The 19,091-nt window shown below is 69.5% G+C and carries 20 protein-coding genes and 1 pseudogene; 7 read left to right on the top strand and 14 right to left on the bottom strand.

The features are described 5' to 3' along the window. The first annotated feature begins 5 nt into the window (after window positions 1-5). Together B2742_RS04090 and pheT are read left to right on the top strand one after the other, a co-directional pair. Window positions 6-410: a hypothetical protein gene (locus B2742_RS04090; RefSeq protein WP_292063295.1), complete on the top strand. Its 405-nt coding sequence runs from the start codon at window positions 6-8 to the stop codon at window positions 408-410. Then, on the top strand, window positions 407-2,830 hold the full coding sequence (pheT, locus tag B2742_RS04085) for a phenylalanine--tRNA ligase subunit beta (RefSeq protein WP_292063293.1): 2,424 nt from the start codon (window positions 407-409) through the stop codon (window positions 2,828-2,830). The genes B2742_RS04090 and pheT overlap by 4 nt, the downstream gene beginning before the upstream one ends. 25 nt (window positions 2,831-2,855) lie before the next feature. Here the strand turns inward: pheT and B2742_RS04080 are convergent, their stop codons facing one another. Continuing rightward, on the bottom strand, window positions 2,856-3,230 hold the full coding sequence (locus tag B2742_RS04080; RefSeq protein WP_292063291.1) for an ammonium transporter: 375 nt from the start codon (window positions 3,228-3,230) through the stop codon (window positions 2,856-2,858). Continuing rightward, window positions 3,227-3,523, bottom strand: coding sequence for an autorepressor SdpR family transcription factor (locus B2742_RS04075; protein ID WP_292063289.1), 297 nt, complete (start codon window positions 3,521-3,523; stop codon window positions 3,227-3,229). Before B2742_RS04075 ends, B2742_RS04080 begins: the two co-directional genes overlap by 4 nt. Before the next feature lie 170 nt (window positions 3,524-3,693). Here B2742_RS04075 and B2742_RS04070 point away from each other — a divergent pair, with 170 nt between their 5' ends. Further along, window positions 3,694-4,314: an EipA family protein gene (locus B2742_RS04070; protein ID WP_292063287.1), complete on the top strand. Its 621-nt coding sequence runs from the start codon at window positions 3,694-3,696 to the stop codon at window positions 4,312-4,314. 50 nt (window positions 4,315-4,364) lie between these two features. On the opposite strand, the gene B2742_RS04065 is transcribed toward B2742_RS04070, so the two are convergent. From B2742_RS04065 to thpR, 4 genes are all read right to left on the bottom strand, one after another. Then, complete coding sequence (locus B2742_RS04065) at window positions 4,365-5,252, bottom strand: SDR family NAD(P)-dependent oxidoreductase (protein WP_292063285.1); 888 nt, start codon at window positions 5,250-5,252, stop codon at window positions 4,365-4,367. A gap of 8 nt (window positions 5,253-5,260) precedes the next feature. Further along, window positions 5,261-6,496 (bottom strand): NAD-dependent epimerase/dehydratase family protein, encoded by a 1,236-nt coding sequence (locus B2742_RS04060; RefSeq protein ID WP_292063283.1) that lies wholly within the window; start codon window positions 6,494-6,496, stop codon window positions 5,261-5,263. A gap of 95 nt (window positions 6,497-6,591) precedes the next feature. Then, a complete protein-coding gene (locus B2742_RS04055; RefSeq protein WP_292063281.1) occupies window positions 6,592-7,128 on the bottom strand; it encodes a GNAT family N-acetyltransferase in 537 nt (178 codons plus the stop codon). Beyond that, window positions 7,125-7,664, bottom strand: a complete 540-nt coding sequence (gene thpR / locus B2742_RS04050) for an RNA 2',3'-cyclic phosphodiesterase (RefSeq protein WP_292063279.1) — start codon at window positions 7,662-7,664, stop codon at window positions 7,125-7,127. The genes B2742_RS04055 and thpR overlap by 4 nt, the downstream gene beginning before the upstream one ends. 124 nt (window positions 7,665-7,788) lie before the next feature. Between thpR and B2742_RS04045 the strand changes: the two genes are divergently transcribed. Next, window positions 7,789-8,544 (top strand): Bax inhibitor-1/YccA family protein, encoded by a 756-nt coding sequence (locus tag B2742_RS04045; protein ID WP_292063277.1) that lies wholly within the window; start codon window positions 7,789-7,791, stop codon window positions 8,542-8,544. Between the two features lie 120 nt (window positions 8,545-8,664). Here the strand turns inward: B2742_RS04045 and B2742_RS04040 are convergent, their stop codons facing one another. The 4 genes from B2742_RS04040 to B2742_RS04025 form a co-directional block, all read right to left on the bottom strand. Further along, entirely contained in the window at window positions 8,665-8,997 is a 333-nt protein-coding gene (locus B2742_RS04040) for a DUF2794 domain-containing protein (protein WP_292063275.1), read from the bottom strand. Window positions 8,998-9,356: 359 nt separating this feature from the next. Continuing rightward, the gene (locus B2742_RS04035; protein ID WP_292063273.1) at window positions 9,357-10,685 is read right to left on the bottom strand and encodes a S1C family serine protease; all 1,329 of its coding nucleotides are present in this window, start codon (window positions 10,683-10,685) and stop codon (window positions 9,357-9,359) included. A gap of 27 nt (window positions 10,686-10,712) precedes the next feature. Continuing rightward, entirely contained in the window at window positions 10,713-12,161 is a 1,449-nt protein-coding gene (locus B2742_RS04030; RefSeq protein WP_292063271.1) for a sensor histidine kinase, read from the bottom strand. A 7-nt stretch (window positions 12,162-12,168) separates the two neighbouring features. Next, window positions 12,169-12,981, bottom strand: a complete 813-nt coding sequence (locus B2742_RS04025) for a response regulator transcription factor (RefSeq protein ID WP_292063268.1) — start codon at window positions 12,979-12,981, stop codon at window positions 12,169-12,171. A 195-nt stretch (window positions 12,982-13,176) separates the two neighbouring features. Here B2742_RS04025 and B2742_RS04020 point away from each other — a divergent pair, with 195 nt between their 5' ends. Then, window positions 13,177-13,971, top strand: coding sequence for a DUF3313 family protein (locus B2742_RS04020; protein WP_292063266.1), 795 nt, complete (start codon window positions 13,177-13,179; stop codon window positions 13,969-13,971). Here B2742_RS04020 and B2742_RS04015 read toward each other — a convergent pair. Then, a complete protein-coding gene (locus B2742_RS04015) occupies window positions 13,968-15,158 on the bottom strand; it encodes an acyl-CoA dehydrogenase (RefSeq protein WP_292063264.1) in 1,191 nt (396 codons plus the stop codon). The genes B2742_RS04020 and B2742_RS04015 overlap by 4 nt on opposite strands. 96 nt (window positions 15,159-15,254) lie before the next feature. Here B2742_RS04015 and B2742_RS04010 point away from each other — a divergent pair, with 96 nt between their 5' ends. Beyond that, window positions 15,255-15,521, top strand: a complete 267-nt coding sequence (locus tag B2742_RS04010; RefSeq protein WP_292063260.1) for a DUF6356 family protein — start codon at window positions 15,255-15,257, stop codon at window positions 15,519-15,521. Between the two features lie 70 nt (window positions 15,522-15,591). Continuing rightward, a complete protein-coding gene (locus tag B2742_RS04005) occupies window positions 15,592-16,824 on the top strand; it encodes a CaiB/BaiF CoA transferase family protein (protein WP_292063258.1) in 1,233 nt (410 codons plus the stop codon). 20 nt (window positions 16,825-16,844) lie between these two features. Here B2742_RS04005 and B2742_RS04000 read toward each other — a convergent pair whose 3' ends face one another. From B2742_RS04000 to sucA, 3 genes and pseudogenes are all read right to left on the bottom strand, one after another. Next, entirely contained in the window at window positions 16,845-17,141 is a 297-nt protein-coding gene (locus B2742_RS04000; RefSeq protein WP_292063256.1) for a hypothetical protein, read from the bottom strand. An 11-nt stretch (window positions 17,142-17,152) separates the two neighbouring features. Then, window positions 17,153-18,394: a 2-oxoglutarate dehydrogenase complex dihydrolipoyllysine-residue succinyltransferase gene (gene odhB / locus B2742_RS03995; RefSeq protein WP_292063253.1), complete on the bottom strand. Its 1,242-nt coding sequence runs from the start codon at window positions 18,392-18,394 to the stop codon at window positions 17,153-17,155. A gap of 106 nt (window positions 18,395-18,500) precedes the next feature. Then, window positions 18,501-19,091: pseudogene (gene sucA, locus B2742_RS03990) on the bottom strand (2-oxoglutarate dehydrogenase E1 component); the annotation flags it as partial.

The raw sequence follows: 19,091 nt of genomic DNA, 5'->3' as shown, positions 1-19,091 counted from the left end.
CTGACATGTTTGACCCGAACGCTCTCACTCCCATGCCCGCCGACGCGATCGACCGCACCGAGTTCCGCAATGTGGCGGTGCCGATCGCGCGTCTGGCGGATCTGTTGCTGGACGCCGGACGCAAGCCCGAACTGAACGGCGTGCGGTTCATCGACTGCGCCATCCGCGGGCCGGCCGTCATCCTGCCGAGCGTGGACACGCAGTTCAGGGACAGCAATCTGGGTCAGGTTCACGGGGAGATCCGCAACCTGTTCCTCCGCGCCGCCGGCCCGATGGTCACGGGCGCGATCGCGCTGCACGGCTGCGTGTTCGAGAACTGCGTCTTCCTGGGCGTCGGAATCGCCGGGGATGATGCGTTCGTCGACGGCTTCGTGGCCCAGCTGTCCGGGGCCAAGGGCGGCGCCGCGTGAAATTCACCCTCTCCTGGCTGAAGGACCATCTCGACACGGAGGCCGACGTCGCCACCGTGGCCGAGGCCATGACCATGGCCGGGCTGGAGGTCGAGGACGTCCACGATCCGATCGCCCGCCTGGCGCCCTTCACCGTGGCCCGGATCGTCTCGGCTGAACAGCATCCCAACGCCGACCGGCTGCGGGTCTGCCAGGTCGATACGGTCGACGGGCCGAAGGAGATCGTCTGCGGCGCGCCCAATGCGCGCGCGGGCCTGACCACCATCTATGCGCCCATCGGCGCCTTCGTGCCCGGTCTGGGCGTGACCCTGGTCGAGAAGCCGGTGCGCGGCGTGGTCTCGCACGGCATGCTGTGCTCGGCCTCGGAGCTTGAGCTGGCCGGCGACAGCGACGGCATCCTCGAACTGGCCGACGACCTGACAGTGGGAACCCCGGCGGCGGGCGTGTTCGGCGCCGAGCCGGTGATCGATTTCGAGGTGACCCCCAACCGGCCTGACTGGCTGGGCGTGGCGGGTATCGCGCGCGACCTGGCGGCGGCCGGCCTCGGCCAGTTGCAGACGCCCTCGGTCCAGCCGGTCCCCGGGACCTTCCCCGCGCCGATCACCGTGCGGATCGATGCGCCGGACATGTGCCCGGTGTTCGCCGGGCGGCTGATCCGGGGCGTGAAGAACGGCCCCTCGCCCGAGTGGCTGCAGCGGCGGCTGACGGCCATCGGCCTGCGCTCGATCAACCGGCTGGTCGATGTGACCAATCTGGTCGCCTATGACCGCTGCCGGCCCCTGCACGTCTATGACGCGGCCAAGCTGGTCGGCGGCGAGATGGTGGTGCGCGGCGGGCAGGTGGCGAAAGACACGCCGGAGCACGAAGGCGGCCAGCCCGAGCATCTGATCGCGCTCGACGGCAAGACCTATACCGTCGACCCGGCCATGTGCGTGATCGCCGACGCCGGTGGCGAACGGCCCATCGGCCTGGGCGGCGTCATGGGCGGGGAGTCCACCGGCTGTTCGGACGAGACCGTCGATGTCTTCGTCGAATGCGCCTGGTTCGATCCGCTGGTCACGGCCCAGACCGGCCGGACCCTGTCGCTGAATTCCGACGCCCAGTACCGGTTCGCCCGCGGCGTCGATCCGGCCTTCGTCGTGCCCGGGATCGAACTGGCCACCCGGATGATCCTCGACCTGTGCGGCGGCGAGCCGTCCGAGGTGGTGGTGGCCGGCCAGGCGCCCGCCAATCCCGCGCCCTTCGCCTTTGATCCGGCGCGGGTGGCCTCTCTCACCGGCCTGTCGCTGGACGACGACCGCATCGCCGAGATCCTGACCCGGCTCGGCTTCGAGGTCGCGCGTGGCGCCCCGTGGACCGTGACGCCGCCGTCGTGGCGCCGCGACGTCGAGGGCCCGGCCGATCTGGTCGAGGAGGTTGCCCGCATCGAGGGCTATGGCGCCCTGCCCTCTACCCCCCTGCCCGATCTGGGCGCGCCGTCGAAGGGCGTGCTCAACCCGCGTCAGGCGCGGGTGCGGTTGGCCCGGCGGGCGCTGGCGGCCATGGGCTACGCCGAGGCGGTCACCTGGTCCTTCACCAAACAGTCGACGGCCGCCCTGTTCGGCGGCGGCGACGACGCCCTGCGGGTCGAAAATCCGATCGCGGCCGATCTGGACTGCATGCGGCCCTCGGCCCTGCCCAATCTGATCGAGGCGGCGGCGCGCAACGCCGCGCGCGGCCACCCGGACGCCGCCCTGTTCGAGATCGGCCCGATCTATCTGAACGACCAGCCGGACGGTCAGCGCACCGTCATCGCCGGCCTGATCGCCCCGCGCGCGGCGCGCCATTGGGGCGGCGCCCCGGAGGACGCCCCGTTCGGCCTCAAGGGCGACCTGATGGCCCTGCTGGAGACGCTGGGTGCGCCCGTCGCCTCGTTGCAGCTGGCCCAGGGCCAGAACCGCGACTGGTGGCATCCCGGCCGTTCGGCCCGGCTGCAGCTGGGTCCGAAGAACGTCATGGTCGAGTTCGGGGCACTGCACCCGCGCGTGCTCAAGGCGCTGGACGCGGACGGGCCGATGCTGGCCTTCGAGATCGTGCTGGACGCCGTGCCCGAGCCGCGCGGCGCGAAGGCCAAGACGCGCGGTCCGGCCAGTCTGGCCAATCTGATGCCCCTGACCCGCGACTTCGCCTTCGTGGTCGAGGACGGCAAGGCCGTGGGCGATCTGGTCCGGGCTGTCGCTGGCGCCGACAAGGCCCTGATCGCGGGCGTGTCGGTGTTCGACGTCTATCGTGGCGCGGGCGTGCCCGAGGGGATGAAGTCGGTGGCCCTTGAGGTCACGCTCCAGCCCGTCGAGGCCACCCTGACCGAAGGCGAGATCGAGGCCCTGTCGGCGAAGGTCGTCGCCGCGGGGGCCAAGGCGGGGGCGACGCTGCGGGGGTGATCCCGCACCGTCGCCGCGCCCCGGATCAGGCCGCCTTCGCCTTTGCCCGCAGCGACAGGCAATAGCCGAGCGTCACCGCCATCCCGAGGATGATCGCGCCGCAGCCAAAGATCAGCGCCGCCTGGAGGGGGGCGAAGGCCCACAGGGCGGCGTAGACGAGGCCGCTCAGGGCCATGGACCAGCCGCCCACCCGTTGGGCCTGCCGGGCGCGCGTGCTCGGCGCAATGGTCTTGGGCATCCGGTTGCCAAACCAGGCGACCATCAGCCCGGTCGCGCCGAGGACCAACCGGGTGACCGTCTCGGCGTCGATATAGCCGAGGTTGCGGGCAAACGTGGCGACGAGCGCCAGGGCGACGATGCCGACGCCCCAGGCGAGGTCGGCGATCAGTTGTTTTCTCATTTCGCAGGTTCCTTTCCGGGCCCGGACGCCGCGACGCCGGGGCCGAACGAGTCGACGAAGCCCAGCAGGGCCTCTTCGAGCACCGAGAGCTTCAGGTGATAGATGACGGACTTGCCGGCCTTTTCGGCGTGGACCAGGTCGGCCTCCTTCAGGACCGCGAAATGGGCGGACATGGTCGGCTTGGAGACATCGAATTGATCGCTGAGCTCTCCGGCGCTCATCGGCCCGGACTGCAGCAGTTGCAGCACACGCCGGCGGGTGGGATCGGAAAGGGCTTTGAAGACCTGGCTCATAATGTGATATTTAGCTAATCATCGAAATGAGTCAAGCGGCGACGTCACGATCCGGCCGCGGCAACCTCCCGTTAACCTCATCGCCGCAAGGCTGACTCAAAGGCCGGTGACGGTATGGACCAGCGCCCGCGCGAGTCGGGCGGCCCGTCCCCGCCTATCGGAGCCATCCCATGCACCGCCGCCAACTGATCCTCTCGGGCCTCGCCGCCACCGCCGGCGCCTCGGGCCTGTCCGCCTGCGCCACGGGTGGCGGCCAGCCGGCGTCCGATCCCGCCTATCCGATCGCCTCGGACCAGCAGGCGCCAGCCTATACGGCGGACGAACTGGTCGCCGCCGGTTCGCGTGAACTGGGCATCGCCGCCGAGGCTCTCGGCGGCGCCATCGAGCGCATCTTCGCCGACAACGGCGACCGGCCCACCGCCTATATCGCGGGCGAGGAAGGCGCGGGCGCGGCCGGCGTCGGCCTGCGCTACGGTCGCGGCGCCCTGCATATGAAAGACCTGTCGGCCTCGCAGGAGGTGTTCTGGCAGGGCATCTCGATCGGCTGGGACCTGGGCGGCAACGCCAGCCGCGTCTTCACCCTGGTCTACGGCCTGTACCACCCGGACATGATCTACCGCCGCTACCCGGGCGTGGAGGGCACGGCCTATCTGGTCGGGGGCGTGGGCGTGAACTACCAGCGCGCCGACGGCATCATCCTGGCCCCGATCCGCACCGGCGTCGGCCTGCGCGCGGGCGCCAACGTGGGCACCATGGCCTACAGCCGCCAGCGGAACCTGCTGCCTTTCTAGCAGGGCGCTAACGCTCGCGACGCGGCCGCTCGCTGCTTGAGCGCGAGCGCTCAGTCGGCGTCGCTGACCAGCGCCTCCAGCCCGTCCCGCCAGCTCGGATATTTCGGCCGCCAGCCGAGCTCCGCCTTGGCGCGGGCGTTCGAGAGGCGTTTGGAGTCGAGGTAGAAGCGCCGCATGGCGTTGGAGACTGAGGGATCGTCGAGGTCGATCTCGGGCGGTATCGGCAGGCCCAGACGCCGCGCCGCGCCTTCCATGACCACATCGGCCGGGGCGGGCTCGTCGTCGCACAGGATGTAGGCGGCGCCGGGCCGGGGGCGGGCCATGGAGGCGAACAGGCCCGCGACGACGTCGTCGACATGGACGCGATTGAACACCTGTCCCGGCTTGCGCACGATCCGCGCCGTGCCGTCGCGCAGCCGGTCCAGCGGCGAGCGGCCGGGGCCGTAGAGGCCCGGCAGGCGGAACAGCTGCACCGTCAGCCCCATGCCCTGGCCGGCGTCCAGCCAGTCGCGCTCGGCCCGCACCCGGCGGGCGCCCTCCAGCGAGGCGGCGTTGAGTTCGCTGTCCTCCAGCGCCCAGCCGCCGGCGCGGTCGCCATAGACGGCGGTGGAGGAGACATAGCCGATCCAGTCCGGCCAGACGCCCGAGGCCGCGAGCGCCGACGACAGGGCCTTGAGGCCCGGGCAACCGTCCGCCTCGGGCGGGGCGGAGACGAGGATGGCAGAGGCTTGGGCGACGGCCCCGGCCAAGGCCGTCGGGTCAGTCGGGTCGATGGCGCCAAGGCCCTCGGCCGATAACGCCGCCCGCCGGTCCGCGTCGCGGCTGGTCAGGACCGCGCGGCCGCCCCGGCGCATGGCCTCCAGCCCCGCGGCCCGGCCCAGCCAGCCGCCGCCGAAAACCAGCAGCGAGGGAGAGGCGGCGGCGTCAGGCGGGGACATGTCCGGGATCAGGCCGAGCGGGCCTGCACCGGCGCGGTGGGCGGGGCGGCGACCGTCGACGGCGCCTTCAGGGCCTCGGCCCGCTTGCCGTTCCAGGTCGAGACGCAGGGCACTTTCGACAGGTCGGCGCGGTCGGCGTAGCGACGCGCGATCTCGGTCACGTCCTGCATCAGCCCCTCGGCGAGGGTGATGGGCTTGAGGCCCAGTTCACGGAACTGGTCGTTGGCCACGACCAGTTCGTTCTCGTCGGCCTCCAGACGCGGGTTGGGCACATTGTGCACCTCGGCCCCGGTCATGTCGGCGATCATGGCGGCGAGGTCGCGCACGCGGCGGCTCTCGGTCATCTGGTTGAGGATCTTGACCCGGTCGCCGACCTTGGGCGGATTGGCCAGGGCCAGTTCGACACAACGCACCGTATCCTGGATGTGGATGAAGGCCCGCGTCTGGCCGCCGGTGCCGTGCACGGTCAGCGGATAGCCCACCGCCGCCTGCATCAGGAAGCGGTTCAGCACCGTGCCGTAGTCGCCGTCATAGTCGAACCGGTTGATCAGCCGCTCATCCTTGCGGGTCTCTTCCGTCTGGGCGCCCCAGACGATGCCCTGGTGCAGGTCGGTGATCCGGACGCCGTCGTTCTTGGCGTAAAACTGGAACAGCAGGGCGTCCTGGGTCTTGGTCATGTGGTAGATCGACCCCGGGTTCGGCGGGAACAGGATTTCCTGCTCGGTCGGGCCGAAATCGGTTTCGACGGTGATCTTGAGATAGCCCTCCGGAATTCGCAGCCCGGCGGTGGTGTAGCCATAGACCCCCATGGTCCCGAGATGGGCCAGGTGCACGTCCAGCCCGCTCTCGACGATGGCCGCCAGCAGGTGGTTGGTGGCGTTGAGGTTGTTGTCGACTGTGTATAATTTGTGCCGCGCCGACTTCATCGAATAGGGCGCGGCGCGCTGTTCGGCGAAATGGACGACGCTGTCGGGCTTCCAGTCCTTGATCAGGGCGACCAGCCGGTCGAACTCCTTGCCGACGGTCATATTGACGAAATCGATGGTCTGGCCGCTGACTTCCTTCCAGGCGGCGATGCGCTCGCCCATGGTCCGGATCGGCGTCAGGGACTGGACCTCGAGCTCATTGTCGATGTTGCGGCGGCTGAGATTGTCGACGACGCAGACGTCCCAACCCCGTGCCGACAGATGCAACGCCGTGGGCCAGCCACAGAAGCCGTCACCGCCCAAAACCAGAACCCGCATCCGTCCATCCTCGTCGATTTATGCACCCTGACTAGCGGAACGCGCGGATCGGTCAAAGCGTCAGTATGCGGCGGAGAACCCCGCCGGAATGGTCTTCAGCGGCGACGGGCCCGCCATTCCGCGCGGCTCTGTCCCCATTTGTCGACAGGGATGTCCTGATATGGAGGCGGCATCTGCGTCGGCCCCTGATTGTACGATCCGAGTCGCTCGGCCAGGCGCTGCGACGGCGTGTTGTCGGGGTCGATGCAGTGGATGACGTCGGTCCAGCCCAGCACGTCGAAGGCGTAGTCGATCGTCGCCGTGGCCGCCTCGACGCCATAGCCCTTGCCCTGGGCGTCAGGATGGAGCCCCCAGCCCACTTCGGTCCCCGGCCAGTCGAGCGGTTGCCAGGGGCCGATCCGGCCCAGCCAGAGGCCCGTGTTCCGTTCGATGAGCGAGAACATGGCGATCCCGGTCAGGCTCCAGGCCCCGGCCATGCTCATGAAGCCGCGCCAGGCCGTCGCCGCCGGCTGGGCGCCGCCAAGGAATTTCGCCGCCTCCGGATCGGCCATCATCTCCGCCCAGCGCGGGAAGTCCGCGAGCGCGAGGGGGCGCAGGGTCAGGCGTTCGGTCTCCAGCACCGGTCCGGTCAAAGGCGGTACTCCCTCTCGAGTTCATAGCGGCTGCCGTCCTGGGTCAGGACGCTGGAATACAGGCCGAACCGGTCGATCCGGATCGGCGGAGACTGCAGCAGATTGTGGCCTGCGATCCAGTCCCCGATCCGCGCAGGATCGGCGTCCGCGCCCAGATAGGCCAGCGTCAGGTGCGGGCGATAGTCGCGGCGCTCCATCGGGATAGCGGCCCGTTCGGCGGCGCTGCGGCAGCGCCCGGCGAGGACCGCCAGGCGGTCGCCGGCCTCGACCCCGGCCCAGATGGCGCGGGTGCGATGACCGTCGCCGAAGGCGCCGACGCCGGACAGGGCGATCTCGAACGGCCCGCCCGTCGCCGCCCGCTCCAGCTCGACCGACAGGTCGTCGGCGCGGCGCTCGTCGACCTCGCCGTAGAAGGCGAGGGTGATGTGCAGCTGGTCGGCGGAGCGCCATTTCGCGCCCGGCAGGCCGGTCTGACGGCGGGCGAGCGCTTCGGCGACGTCGTCAGGGACAGACAGGGCGGTGAACAGCCGGATCATGCGACCCTTGGTAGCGGCTGGAAACGCGCGGCCCAAGTCCGGTTTTCCTTGCGGAAGGGCTGATCCAGCCCGATATTTGCGCAAAGGCCGGGATCGCCCGGCCCAACGGAGGACCGATCTCGCCATGAGCGATTTCAGAAACGGCTATTCGATCCCCGCCACCGCCGACATGTCGGTGGACGCGGGTCTGCGCAGCTTCATGCTGGGCGTCTACAACAAGGTGGCCCTGGGCCTGCTGGTATCGGCGGTCCTGGCCTATGTCACCGGCTCGGTGCCTGCGGTTCGCGATCTGCTGTTCGCGACCCAGGTGTTTCCTGACGGGGTCACCCGCCTGACCGGCTACACCCTGCTGGGCATGATCGTGGCCTTCTCGCCGCTGGTCATACTGCTGGGCTCCAACTTCGTGATGAAGAACCCCACCTCGGGCGGCGCCAGTGCGCTGTACTGGCTGATCGTGGCCCTGATCGGCGCCTCGATGGGCACGGTGGTGCTGCTCTACACGGGCACGTCGGTGGTCCAGACCTTCCTGATCACGGCCGCGGCCTTCGGCGGCCTCAGCCTGTTCGGCTATACGACCAAGAAGGACCTGACCGGCATCGGCAGCTTCCTGATCATGGGCGTGATCGGCCTGATCATCGCCTCGGTGGTCAACATCTTCCTGCAGAGCGGCATGATGCAGATGATCATCAGCATCGCCGGCGTGCTGATCTTCGCCGGCCTGACCGCCTATGACACCCAGCGGCTGAAGATGACCTACTACGCCCTCGGCGGAAACCAGACCGCCATGAGCGTGGCCACCAGCTACGGCGCGCTGAGCCTGTACATCAACTTCATCAACATGTTCCAATTCCTGCTGATGCTGTTCGGCGGACGCAGGTAGGTTGCGCTAACGGCCGGGACGCGGTCCCGGCCTGCTTGAGCGCGGGTTGCCCCGGCCTCAAGCAGCCCGAAGGGCGGTAGGCCAAACGAGACAGGGCCCGGAGCGATCCGGGCCCTTTTTCTATTCCACGATCGTGAATTTGCGGCTGTCGAAGACGCGCAGGACCTGGGCCAGGTCGCGACCCCGGCGCAACACCACGCCGCCCTCGCCAATTACCGCCCACTGGCCCTGACGCAGCCGAAGGGCCGGGCGTTTCTCGATGCGGTACAGGGGCGCGTCGCCCGAGCGCCGGAAGACGGCGAACTCGGCGACGTCCTTGTGGCCGACCATGGCGTAGTCGCGCCACTCCGCGGCCGCGACCATCCGGCCATAGACGCGCAGGATCAGGTCGAGCTCACGCCGGTCGAAAAAGACCGGGCCTGGAACGGACTGCAAGTCAGCGGCGTCGCTCATCAGAAGAAGGTTACGCCGCCCGCCTGAAAACGCCAGTGGGCAGGCCGTTCCGAATAATCACGTCGCCGAACACTGTGTCGGGAACATCGCAAGGCAAACAATTCGTCGCGAACACGAAATCGCCTCGCTTCCGCCCATCGCCCGCCCCCATGCGGGTCGACACCGGACCCATCGGCTCGTTGGAGTTCGGAGCGATTCCGGATCCTGAACAGCCCCCCCAGCCCCTCCTGGATTTCTCCACCAAGGGCTCCGGCGGGCCGATGCTTCCTCCAAAGCGAGACGCCCGCTCCGCCACCCTCCCCCCCTCCGGCCGAGCGGGCGTTTTGCTGTCCGGCGTGTGGAGGCGGCGATTCCGGGGTTCAGGGCAGGCCGATCTCCACCGGCTCGCCGCCGCGCATCACCGACAGGATCCGCTGGCCTTCGCCGTCCAGCGCCGCGGCCAGGGCGTCGAGTCCCCTCATCGGCGTATCGTCGACCAGCGCGATCAGGTCGCCCGCCTGAAGCCCCGCCGCCGCCGCCGCCGAGCCGCCCTCGACCGCAAACACCTGCAGCCCGTCCGACGCGACGCGCACGGACGCTCCCCGCGCCATGACGGCATCGGCGCCGGCGATGACCGTCCGCGCCGACGGAGCCTCGACCGTCAGGGTGGCGCGGCCTTCGTGGCCGTCCCGCAGATAGACGACCTCGAGCCGGGTTCCCCGCTCGGCGATGCCGATGGTGGCCGCGACGGTGCCGGCATTGGAGACGGGACGGTTCTGGATACGGGTGATGATGTCGCCGCGTCGCAGGCCCGCCGCCTCGGCCGAGGAGCCCGGGGCCACGTCCTCGATCACGGCCCCGCGCACGATGCCGAGGCCGAGGTCCCGCGAGCGCTCGGCGTTGAGCGAGCCGAGGATGGCGCCGGTGGTCCCGCGTTCGACCTCGCCGCTCTCGCGCAGCTGGGCGACCACATACATCAGGATGCGGCTGGGCACGGCGAAGGCGATGCCGTCATTGCCCCCGCCCCCGCCCGACAGGATGGAGGTGTTGATGCCGATCAGCCGGCCGCGGCTGTCCAGCAGCGGACCGCCGGAATTGCCGGAATTCACCGCCGCGTCGGTCTGGATATAGTCCTCGATCCGGTCGCCCATGCCCGAGCGACCCATGCCCGAGATGACGCCCATGGTGAGGGTCTGGTCCAGGCCGAGCGGGTAGCCGACGGCGAACGCCAGGTCGCCGGTGCGCAGGGAATCTGAGTTGACCACCTCGATCTGCGACAGGCCCAGCTCTGACACGGAGGGCGCCTCGATCTTCAGCACGGCCAGGTCGGTGGCCTTGTCGACACCCAGAAGCACGGCGTCGAAGATGCGTCCGTCGGTCATGTCGACGGTGAATTTCCGTCCGCCCTCGACCACGTGGTGGTTGGTGACGACGATGCCTTCGCGCGCGTCGATGATGGCGCCCGAGCCGCTTGAGATCGGGCTCGGCTCATTGTCGCCGGAGCTGGGCCCTTCGGACTGTCCGAGGGTGGTGACCTGGACCACGGCGGGCAGGGCCTGCTCCAGCCCCGTGGCGAAGGTGAACACCCCGCGCCGGGCGTCGAAAGGAACCGGCGATTGCTGGGCGGCGGCCGGCGTCGCCGCCAGCAGCGGCAGGGCGACGACCAGCGTCAGCACGGACAGACCGCCGGCCCGGATGATGGAACGCATCGCCAATCCCCTGTTGTTGGACGGACCCTAGCGCGAGAAACGCGCCGTGACGACAGCCCCCGGACCGGCGTCATCAATCGTCATGGCGGCCCCGTGCCGCTTGAGGATGGCGCGTACGAACGCCAGGCCCATGCCGTGGCTTTCACGCCCCTCCTCCGCCGCGCTCAGGATGGCCCGCGCGGGATCGTCGAGCAGGTCGGGATCGAATCCCGGTCCCTGGTCGGCGACCGACAGAACCGGCTTGCCGCCGTCCAGCCGCACGGACAGGGTCACCACGCCGCCCTCCGGCGAGAATTTGACCGCATTGTCCACCAGATTGGCCACGGCGCGCTGCAGCAGGGAGCTCACGCCGAGCACGGACACCGGCGCGGCCTCGACCCGGATGACCACTTCGCGCTCCTCGGCCAGGGGCTGATAGAGTTCGGCCGCCGAGGCCGCCAGCCAATCCAGCCGCACCGTCTCGAACACCCAGGCCTCGCCGTCGCGCAGGGCCATGGCCTCGTTCATCGCCCGCGTCAGACGGGTCAGGTCAGCGCGGGCCTCCTCCGCCAGGGCGCGGGCCTCGGGCATGGTCGACGCCTCCTTCAACCGGTCCAGCCGGGCCGAGGCCCGCGCCAGCGGGGTGCGGAAATCGTGGGCCAGCTGGTCGGCCGAATCTCTGAGCCAGCTCAGCAACTCCTCCAGACGATCCAGGGTCAGGTTCACCCGGCCGGTCAGTTCGGTCAGCTCGGGCGCCACCGCAGTCTCGGGCGCCCGGACCGAGAAATCTCCCACGGAGGCGAGATCCAGCGCCCGGCTGACGTCGGCGACCGCGCTGGTCAGGCGGCGGCGCGCGAAGGTGGCGGCCGTCAGACCGAAGGCCAGCAGCAGCCCGCCGGCGCCGGCCACCGCCGCCACGGCCCAGCCCCAGGCGGCGCCCGAGCGGTCGACCACCCGGCCGACGGCGATGTCGAGCGCGCCCACCGAGCGGCGCACGACCACCACCTCCACCGCCCGCGACGGGCACAGGACGCCATGCTCGAGCTGCATCACGAAGACCCCGTCTCCAAGACGCGGCGCCCGTTCGCCACGAATCGTCTCCAGCGCCGCCAGTCCCGCCGGCTTGCCGATCGGGGCGCGGATGAAGCGCACGCCCGCTCCGCCCCGGCCGGTGCTGCAGGTTTCCTCGATCGTGCCGGCGTCGCGTGTCGGGCCGCTCTGGAAGGCGCTCAGCCAGTTCGACAGATAGGCGGCGTCGGCCGCCGTGATGTCGGCCGCGGTCAGACTGGCCTCGAGCCCCAGTTTCTCGACCATGGTGCTGTAGTCGTCGAGCGCGGCGAGGGCCGCCTTCTCACGCTGGTCCATCCGCACCGCGGCGCTGGTGACCATCAGGGAGCCGATCAGGGCCACGGCGGCCATGACGGCGATGCCCGCCGCCAGCTGGGTCGAGGTCCGCCGGCCCAGCCAGGCGCGCAGGCGGACGAGGGGCGGTTTCACGACGGCCTCAGTTCGTCCAGGCGGACAGGTCGCGGAAGATCAGGCTCTGGCTGCGGGCCGAGACGATCAGGGGGTGCAGATCATCGCCCAGTTCGGCGGCCTGCTCCTTGAGCCGGCGACGCAGGGCGCTGATCCGGGCGTCGATGATGTTGACGAAATTATCGGGCAGGAAGCGCCATTCGACCCAGCAGCGGTCCCACAGCATGGTCTTGGTCACCGGCTGGCCGCGCGCGGTCATCAGTTCGCAGACAATGGCGAACTCCAGCGGCGACAGATCGATCAGCCGCGAATGTCCCGCGACATCGAACTTCAGCGTGCGGGGCCCGAACGCCAGCCGGAAGGGGCCGTTGACCAGATCGCCGCCGACCGGAACGGCCCGCCGCGCGGCGCGGCGCAACTGGGCGGCGATGCGGGCCAGAAGCTCTTCGTCGCCGATCGGCTTGGCGAGATAGTCGTCGGCCCCGCCCAGCAGGCCCTCGACCTTCTGGCGCTCGCCCCCCAAGGCGGTCAGCATCAGGGCCGGGGCGTCGGCGCAGGGCCCGCCCCCGGCCCGGATCCGCTTCAGGGTCTCCAGCCCGTCCAGCCCCTTGGTCAGGCGATCGAAGACCAGGACGTCAAAAGGCCGGTCCGCGGCGGCGATCGCGGCTTCACCGCTGTCGACCCGTTCCACGACCTCGAAGCCGGCCTGGAGAAGTCGACCGGCGACATGTTCCGACAGGGCCGGGTCGTCCTCCAGCAACAGGGCGTGACGGCCGGCGAAGACCCCGCGCAGTTGGGCGAACGGATCGTCGCCGTTGATGCCTGCCGCTTCCCCGTCCATCGTCGCCACTCCGCTCCTTCGCTGACGATACGGCGTTGATACCGAATGACAATGCTCAACGGACCGCGTTCTCTCTAACTAGGAGCCGAAAGTTCGCGCGAGGGATGATGTTTCCTGACGCGGGCGGGAGCGTTCGACGCGTCCCGACGCATCCAGATCGGCCGCCCGCGCGTACCTTGAGGCCAAGGAGCCTCAATGACCGCCAGATTTCTTCTTCCCGTCGGCCTTCTGGCCGTATGCGGCCTCGCCGCATGTCAGACCGCGCCGACCGCGGACAGCGGCTTTCTGTCCGGCTATGATCGGCTCGAGGCCGAGGAGGGAACCGTGCGCGCCTCGATCCGGCAGCACCGCGACGAATCGCGGGCGTCCGGGATCGAACAGGTCTGGCTTGAGCCGGCCGTTCTGATCGGCCCGGTGGGCGACGGCGTCACCGATGCGGACCGCGCCATGGTGCTGCGCGAAGTCGACCGGCAGGTTTGCTATGAGATGAGCGAGCGCTTCGGCCTCGCCGCATCCCCCGACGGCGCCGCGCGCGTGCGCACCGCCGTGGTGCGGATCGACTCCACCGCGCCGGCGGGATCGGCCGTGGCGGCGGTCGCCAACGCCTTCATCCCCGGTCCCGGCACGGTCCGGGTGCCGGGCACGACGGGCGGGCTGGCGGCCGAGGCGGAACTGCTGGACGCGCGGGGCGGTCAGGCGGCGGCCATCGCCTGGGCCCGCAACGCCAATGTGCTCGGGACCGATTCGCCGTCGCTCTCGCGTGTCGGCGATGCGCTGCAGATGGCCGAGCCCTTCGCCGACGCCCTGGGCGACGCCTTCGCCCCCGCCGACCGGGCCGTCCGGCCGATCGCGGACCCGGATCCCTGCGGCCGCTACGGGCCGCGGAACCAGCCGGGCGGCTTCCTGACGCGGCTGGTCACCGGCCTCTATGTGCCCGAGGTCAATACGGGGACGCGTGAGGATGCGCCGGGCGAGGCGCCCCGCCCCTAGAAGGCGCTTTCGCCCGTGATCGCCCGGCCCAGGATCAGGGCGTGGACGTCGTGGGCGCCCTCATAGGTGTTGACCGTCTCGAGGTTCATGGCGTGACGCATGACGTGCATCTCGCCGGTGATGCCGGCCCCGCCATGCATGTCGCGGGCGACGCGGGCGATATCCAGCGCCTTGCCGCAGTTGTTGCGCTTCATCATGGAGATGGCCTCGGGGACCCAGGCCCCCTGGTCGAGCAGACGGCCCAGGGCCAGGGCCCCCTCGAAACCGAGGAAGATCTCGGTCTGCATGTCGGCCAGCTTCTTCTGGACCAGCTGGCGCGAGGACAGCGGGCGGCCGAACAGCATCCGCTCGCCGACGTAGTCGCGGGTCAGGTGGAAACAGGCCTCGGCCGCGCCCATGGCGCCCCAGGCGATGCCGTAGCGGGCCTTGTTGAGGCAGGAGAAGGGCCCGCGTAGGCCCTTGACGCCGGGCAACAGGTTCTCTTCCGGCACGAAGACGTCGTTCAGGCCGATGTCGCCGGTGATGGAGGCGCGCAGGCTCAGCTTGTCGCCGATCTTGTCGGTGGTGAAGCCGTCCATGCCGCGTTCGACTATGAAGCCGCGGATCACGTCGTCGAGCTTGGCCCAGACGATGGCCAGATCGCTGATCGGGCTGTTGGTGATCCAGTATTTGGCGCCGTTGAGTTTGTAGCCGCCGTCGACCTTGACCGCCCTGGTCTTCATCGAGGCAGGGTCTGAGCCGCCGTCGGCCTCGGTCAGGCCGAAACAGCCGACCAGTTCGCCGGCCGCCATGCGGGGCAGGAAGCGCATCTTCTGCTCTTCCGAGCCGAAGGCGTAGATCGGGTACATGGCCAGCGACGACTGCACCGACATGGCTGAGCGGTAGCCGCTATCGACCGCCTCGATCTCGCGCGCGATCAGGCCGTAGGCGACGTGGCTGACCGAGGAGCCGCCGTACTGTTCCGGCAGCATGGCGCCGAGGAAGCCCATTTCGCCCAGTTCGGTCATGATGGCGCGGTCGAAGGTCTCGTCGCGGAAAGCCTCGACCACGCGGGGCAGCAGCTTCTCGCGGGCGTAGGACCGGGCCGCGTCCTGGATCATCCGCTCGTCGTCGGTGAGGCGGCCCGACAGGTCGAGCGGGTCATCCCAGCGGAAGGTCTTTTGCGGGGCGGAGGCGCCGTCGGCCATGGGCGGGGTCTTTCTGAGCGTGGCGGAGGCGCGCGGTTTAGGCCAAAATGCACCGGTCGGGTAGAGGGACGCCCCGACGCAGGCTAGACTGTACGCATGAGCCGCACCTTTCATCGCCTGTTCGTCGAACACCCGCGCGAGGTCGACGAGAGCTATTTCCACCATATGGCCGCGTCGTCGCGGTTCGGATTCCGCCTGCTGAAACTGGCCGGCTGCGCCTTCATGCACGCCCTGGTGCCCGGGGTTCACAAGGCCACGGTGTCCAGGGCGGTGTGCTGCATGGCCGAGGAGATGGACGGCCGCGCGCGCGAGGCCCGCGAGTGCCGGATGCGGGATGCGGGCGTGTGGGACCCGGGGCTGTGACGGGGTCGAGGGTCGAGGGTCGAGGGTCGAGGGGTGAAGCCGAGCTGACCGCGATGCGGACCTCCCACACATGAATTCGACAGTAGATCAGGCCTCCCTCGACCCTCGACCCTCGACCCTCGCCCCCCACGGCCCCCTCTCCGGCGTTCGCGTCCTCGACCTCAGCCGCGTCCTCGCCGGGCCGTGGGCGACGCAGATGCTGGCCGATCTCGGGGCCGAGGTGATCAAGATCGAACGGCCAGGCGTCGGTGACGACACCCGCGCCTGGGGCCCGCCCTTCACGACGAAGGCCGACGGCGCGAAGGGCGATGCGGCCTATTTCCTGTGCGCAAACCGGGGCAAGAAGTCGGTCGAGCTGGACCTGGCCTCGCCCGAAGGCGCGGAGATCGTCCGGGAACTGAGCAAGACCTGCGATGTGGTGGTCGAGAATTTCAAGACGGGCGGGTTGAAGAAGTACGGCCTCGACCACGCCGCCCTGTCGGCGCTCAATCCGAAGCTGGTCTATTGCTCGATCACCGGCTTCGGTCAGGACGGGCCGGACGCCCACCGCGCCGGCTATGACTATATGATCCAGGCCATGGGCGGGCTGATGTCGATCACCGGCCAGCCCGACGGCGCGGCCGGGGCGGAGCCGATGAAGGTGGGCGTCGCGGTCGTCGACCTGTTCACCGGCCTGTACGCCTCCAACGCCATCATGGCCGCCCTGCTGCACGCGCGCGCGACGGGTCAGGGCCAGCACATCGACATCGCCCTGTTCGACGTCCAGGCCGCCATGCTGGCCAACCAGGCGACCAATTTCTTCGTCTCGGGCAAGGCGCCGACGCGGATGGGCAACGCCCATCCCAACCTCGCACCCTACCAGCCTTTTCCGTGCACGGACGGAATGGTCGTCATCGCGGTCGGTAACGACGGCCAGTTCCGCGCCCTCGCCGCCGCCCTCGGCGCGCCCGGCCTCGGCGCCGACCCCCGCTTCCTGACCAACGCCCTGCGCATCGAGCATCGCGCGGTGATGACCGCCGAGCTGTCGGCCCTGACGGCGGGCCTGACCATGCACGGGCTGATGGCGAAGCTTGAGGCCGCGGGCGTGCCTTGCGGCCCGGTCAATACGGTCGATCAGGTCTTCGACGAGCCGCAGGCGAAGCATCGCGGCCTTGAGGTGACCCAGGCCCGCGCCGACCTGTCCGGGCCGGTGCGCACCGTCGCATCGCCGATCCGGATGTCGGTGACGCCGGTGGCCTACGACCGGCCGCCGCCCGCCTTGGGTCAGGACACGGACGAAGTGCTGGGCTCGCTGCGCCCCTAGCTGCCGACAATGAGCGCCAGCTAGGCGGCGCCGAGGGTGACCTTGGCCGGAAGGGCGCGGTCCGGCGCGGCCGGCTCCAGTTCCACGTCCGCATCGATCGCCTCGGCTCCGGCCCGGAGCGCCGCCAGCCTCGCGGTCGCGGCGATGACCTCGCCATCCGGCACCGACAGCCGCACCCACCCCAGCGCCTGCAGAATCAGCGGATCGGCCTTGGCGTGCTCGGCCCCGCCCAGCGTCGGCGTGAACCCGTCCGCCCGCAGGCGCGACGCGACGATCTCGGCTTCATAGACGTCGGCGAAACGGGCGATCTCGATCATCGCCCCTTCCCCTACAGGTCCAGCAACGCCCGCGCCGGGTCTTCCAGCAGTTCCTTGACCCGCACCAGGAAGGTCACCGCCTCCTTGCCGTCGACGATGCGGTGATCGTAGCTGAGGGCGAGGTACATCATCGGCCGGATCACCACCTGGCCGTCGATCGCCATCGGCCGCTGGACGATGTTGTGCATGCCCAGGATGCCCGACTGCGGCGCGTTCAGGATCGGGGTCGACATCAGCGAGCCATAGGTGCCGCCGTTGGTGATGGTGAAGGTGCCGCCCTGCAGCTGGTCGAGGGTCAGGTCGCCGTCGCGGGCCGCCTTGCCGAGGGCCGCGATGCCCTTTTCGATGCCCGCCAGCGACAGCTGGTCGGCGTCGCGCAGGACCGGGACCACGAGGCCCTTTTCGGTGCCGACGGCGACGCCGATGTCATAGTGGTTCTTGTAGATGATGTCCGTGCCGTCGATCTCGGCATTGACCGCCGGGATCTCCTTCAACGCCGCGACGATCGCCTTGGTGAAGAAGCTCATGAAGCCGAGCTTGACGCCGTGGCGCTTCTCGAAGGCGTCCTTGTACTGGGTCCGCAGGGCCATGACGTTGGTCATGTCCACCTCGTTGAAGGTGGTCAGCTGGGCGGCGGTGTTCTGCGATTCCTTGAGGCGGCGGGCGATGGTCTGGCGCAGGCGCGTCATCTTCACGCGCTCCTCGCGCGGCGCGTCGGATTCCGACGAGGGCGCGCGAGCGGCGACCTTGACAGGCTCGGCTGCAACCGACGGCGTCGAAACACCCTTGGCGACGGCGGCGATGACATCGCCCTTCAGCACCTGGCCGCGCTTGCCGGAACCCTCGACCTCTCCGGCGGTGATGTTGTTTTCCGCGAGCATCTTCTGTGCGGCAGGCGCCGGCGGCATGTTGCCTGCGGGCGCGGCGGCCGGTGCCGGCTGCGCGGCGGGCGTTGCCTTTTCGGGGGCTGCTGCCTTCTCCGCGGAGGCGGCGGATGCGGCGGCCCCGGCCGAGGCGCCTTCCGCGATCTGACCGAGCAGGCCGCCCGGCTCGACCGTGTCGCCGGCATTGGCGACGATCTCGGACAGCACGCCGCTTGCCGGCGCCGGAACCTCGATCGTCACCTTGTCGGTCTCGAGCTCACAGAGCGGTTCGTCCGCCTTGACGGCGTCGCCGACCTTCTTGAACCAGGTGCCGATGGTCGCTTCGCTGACGGATTCGCCGAGGGTGGGGACGCGGATTTCGGTAGCCATGAGTGTGTTCCGTTCGTGGTGTCTTTGTCGCGTTGCTGGAACAATCCCGGGAGATGCGCGAGGCGGATGTCCGTTCGGGATTGCGCGAAATCGTTTGCCGGGCGGCTCAGCCGCCCAGCGCGTCCTCGAGGAAGGCGGCAAGCTGCGCCATGTGCTTCGACATCAGGCCCGTCGCCGGCGAGGCGGCGGCCGGACGGCCGGTATAACGCACGCGCTGGTACTTGGCGTCGATATGGGCAAGCACCCATTCGAGATAGGGGTCGATGAAGGCCCAGGCGCCCATGTTCTTCGGCTCTTCCTGGCACCAGACCATCTCGGCATTGCGGAAGCGCGAGAGTTCGTTGATCAGCGCCTTGGCCGGGAACGGATAGAGCTGTTCGAGACGCAACAGATAGACATCGTCGACGCCGCGCTTCTCGCGCTCCTCGAGAAGGTCGTAATAGACCTTGCCGGTGCACATGACGACGCGGCGGATCTTGGCATCCTTCTGGAGCTTGATCGGGCCGTCCTTGATGACCTCCGCATCGTCCCAGAGCAGCCGGTGGAACGAGCTTTCGCCCGCCATCTCCGACAGCGACGAGACCGCCCGCTTGTGGCGCAGCAGGGACTTCGGCGTCATCATGATCAGCGGCTTGCGGAAGTCGCGCTTCACCTGACGGCGCAGGATGTGGAAGTAGTTCGCCGGCGTCGTGACGTT

It is taken from the genome of Brevundimonas sp. UBA7664, from assembly GCF_002483305.1.
Lineage (GTDB): Bacteria > Pseudomonadota > Alphaproteobacteria > Caulobacterales > Caulobacteraceae > Brevundimonas.
This window is presented reverse-complemented; position numbering and strand designations above follow the sequence as displayed.

What these genes read in the sequence shown, in the direction of transcription:
- B2742_RS04045 (WP_292063277.1), top strand. Translation starts at nt 7,789, where the DNA reads ATGAGCGATTTCAGAAACGGCTATTCGATCCCCGCCACCGCCGACATG.
- B2742_RS04000 (WP_292063256.1), bottom strand. Translation starts at nt 17,141, where the DNA reads ATGATCGAGATCGCCCGTTTCGCCGACGTCTATGAAGCCGAGATCGTC.
- B2742_RS04060 (WP_292063283.1), bottom strand. Translation starts at nt 6,496, where the DNA reads ATGCGGGTTCTGGTTTTGGGCGGTGACGGCTTCTGTGGCTGGCCCACG.
- B2742_RS04035 (WP_292063273.1), bottom strand. Translation starts at nt 10,685, where the DNA reads ATGCGTTCCATCATCCGGGCCGGCGGTCTGTCCGTGCTGACGCTGGTC.
- B2742_RS04040 (WP_292063275.1), bottom strand. Translation starts at nt 8,997, where the DNA reads ATGAGCGACGCCGCTGACTTGCAGTCCGTTCCAGGCCCGGTCTTTTTC.
- B2742_RS04075 (WP_292063289.1), bottom strand. Translation starts at nt 3,523, where the DNA reads ATGAGCCAGGTCTTCAAAGCCCTTTCCGATCCCACCCGCCGGCGTGTG.
- B2742_RS04070 (WP_292063287.1), top strand. Translation starts at nt 3,694, where the DNA reads ATGCACCGCCGCCAACTGATCCTCTCGGGCCTCGCCGCCACCGCCGGC.
- thpR (WP_292063279.1), bottom strand. Translation starts at nt 7,664, where the DNA reads ATGATCCGGCTGTTCACCGCCCTGTCTGTCCCTGACGACGTCGCCGAA.
- B2742_RS04065 (WP_292063285.1), bottom strand. Translation starts at nt 5,252, where the DNA reads ATGTCCCCGCCTGACGCCGCCGCCTCTCCCTCGCTGCTGGTTTTCGGC.
- B2742_RS04015 (WP_292063264.1), bottom strand. Translation starts at nt 15,158, where the DNA reads ATGGCCGACGGCGCCTCCGCCCCGCAAAAGACCTTCCGCTGGGATGAC.
- B2742_RS04090 (WP_292063295.1), top strand. Translation starts at nt 6, where the DNA reads ATGTTTGACCCGAACGCTCTCACTCCCATGCCCGCCGACGCGATCGAC.
- odhB (WP_292063253.1), bottom strand. Translation starts at nt 18,394, where the DNA reads ATGGCTACCGAAATCCGCGTCCCCACCCTCGGCGAATCCGTCAGCGAA.
- B2742_RS04020 (WP_292063266.1), top strand. Translation starts at nt 13,177, where the DNA reads ATGACCGCCAGATTTCTTCTTCCCGTCGGCCTTCTGGCCGTATGCGGC.
- B2742_RS04080 (WP_292063291.1), bottom strand. Translation starts at nt 3,230, where the DNA reads ATGAGAAAACAACTGATCGCCGACCTCGCCTGGGGCGTCGGCATCGTC.
- B2742_RS04005 (WP_292063258.1), top strand. Translation starts at nt 15,592, where the DNA reads ATGAATTCGACAGTAGATCAGGCCTCCCTCGACCCTCGACCCTCGACC.
- B2742_RS04025 (WP_292063268.1), bottom strand. Translation starts at nt 12,981, where the DNA reads ATGGACGGGGAAGCGGCAGGCATCAACGGCGACGATCCGTTCGCCCAA.
- B2742_RS04010 (WP_292063260.1), top strand. Translation starts at nt 15,255, where the DNA reads ATGAGCCGCACCTTTCATCGCCTGTTCGTCGAACACCCGCGCGAGGTC.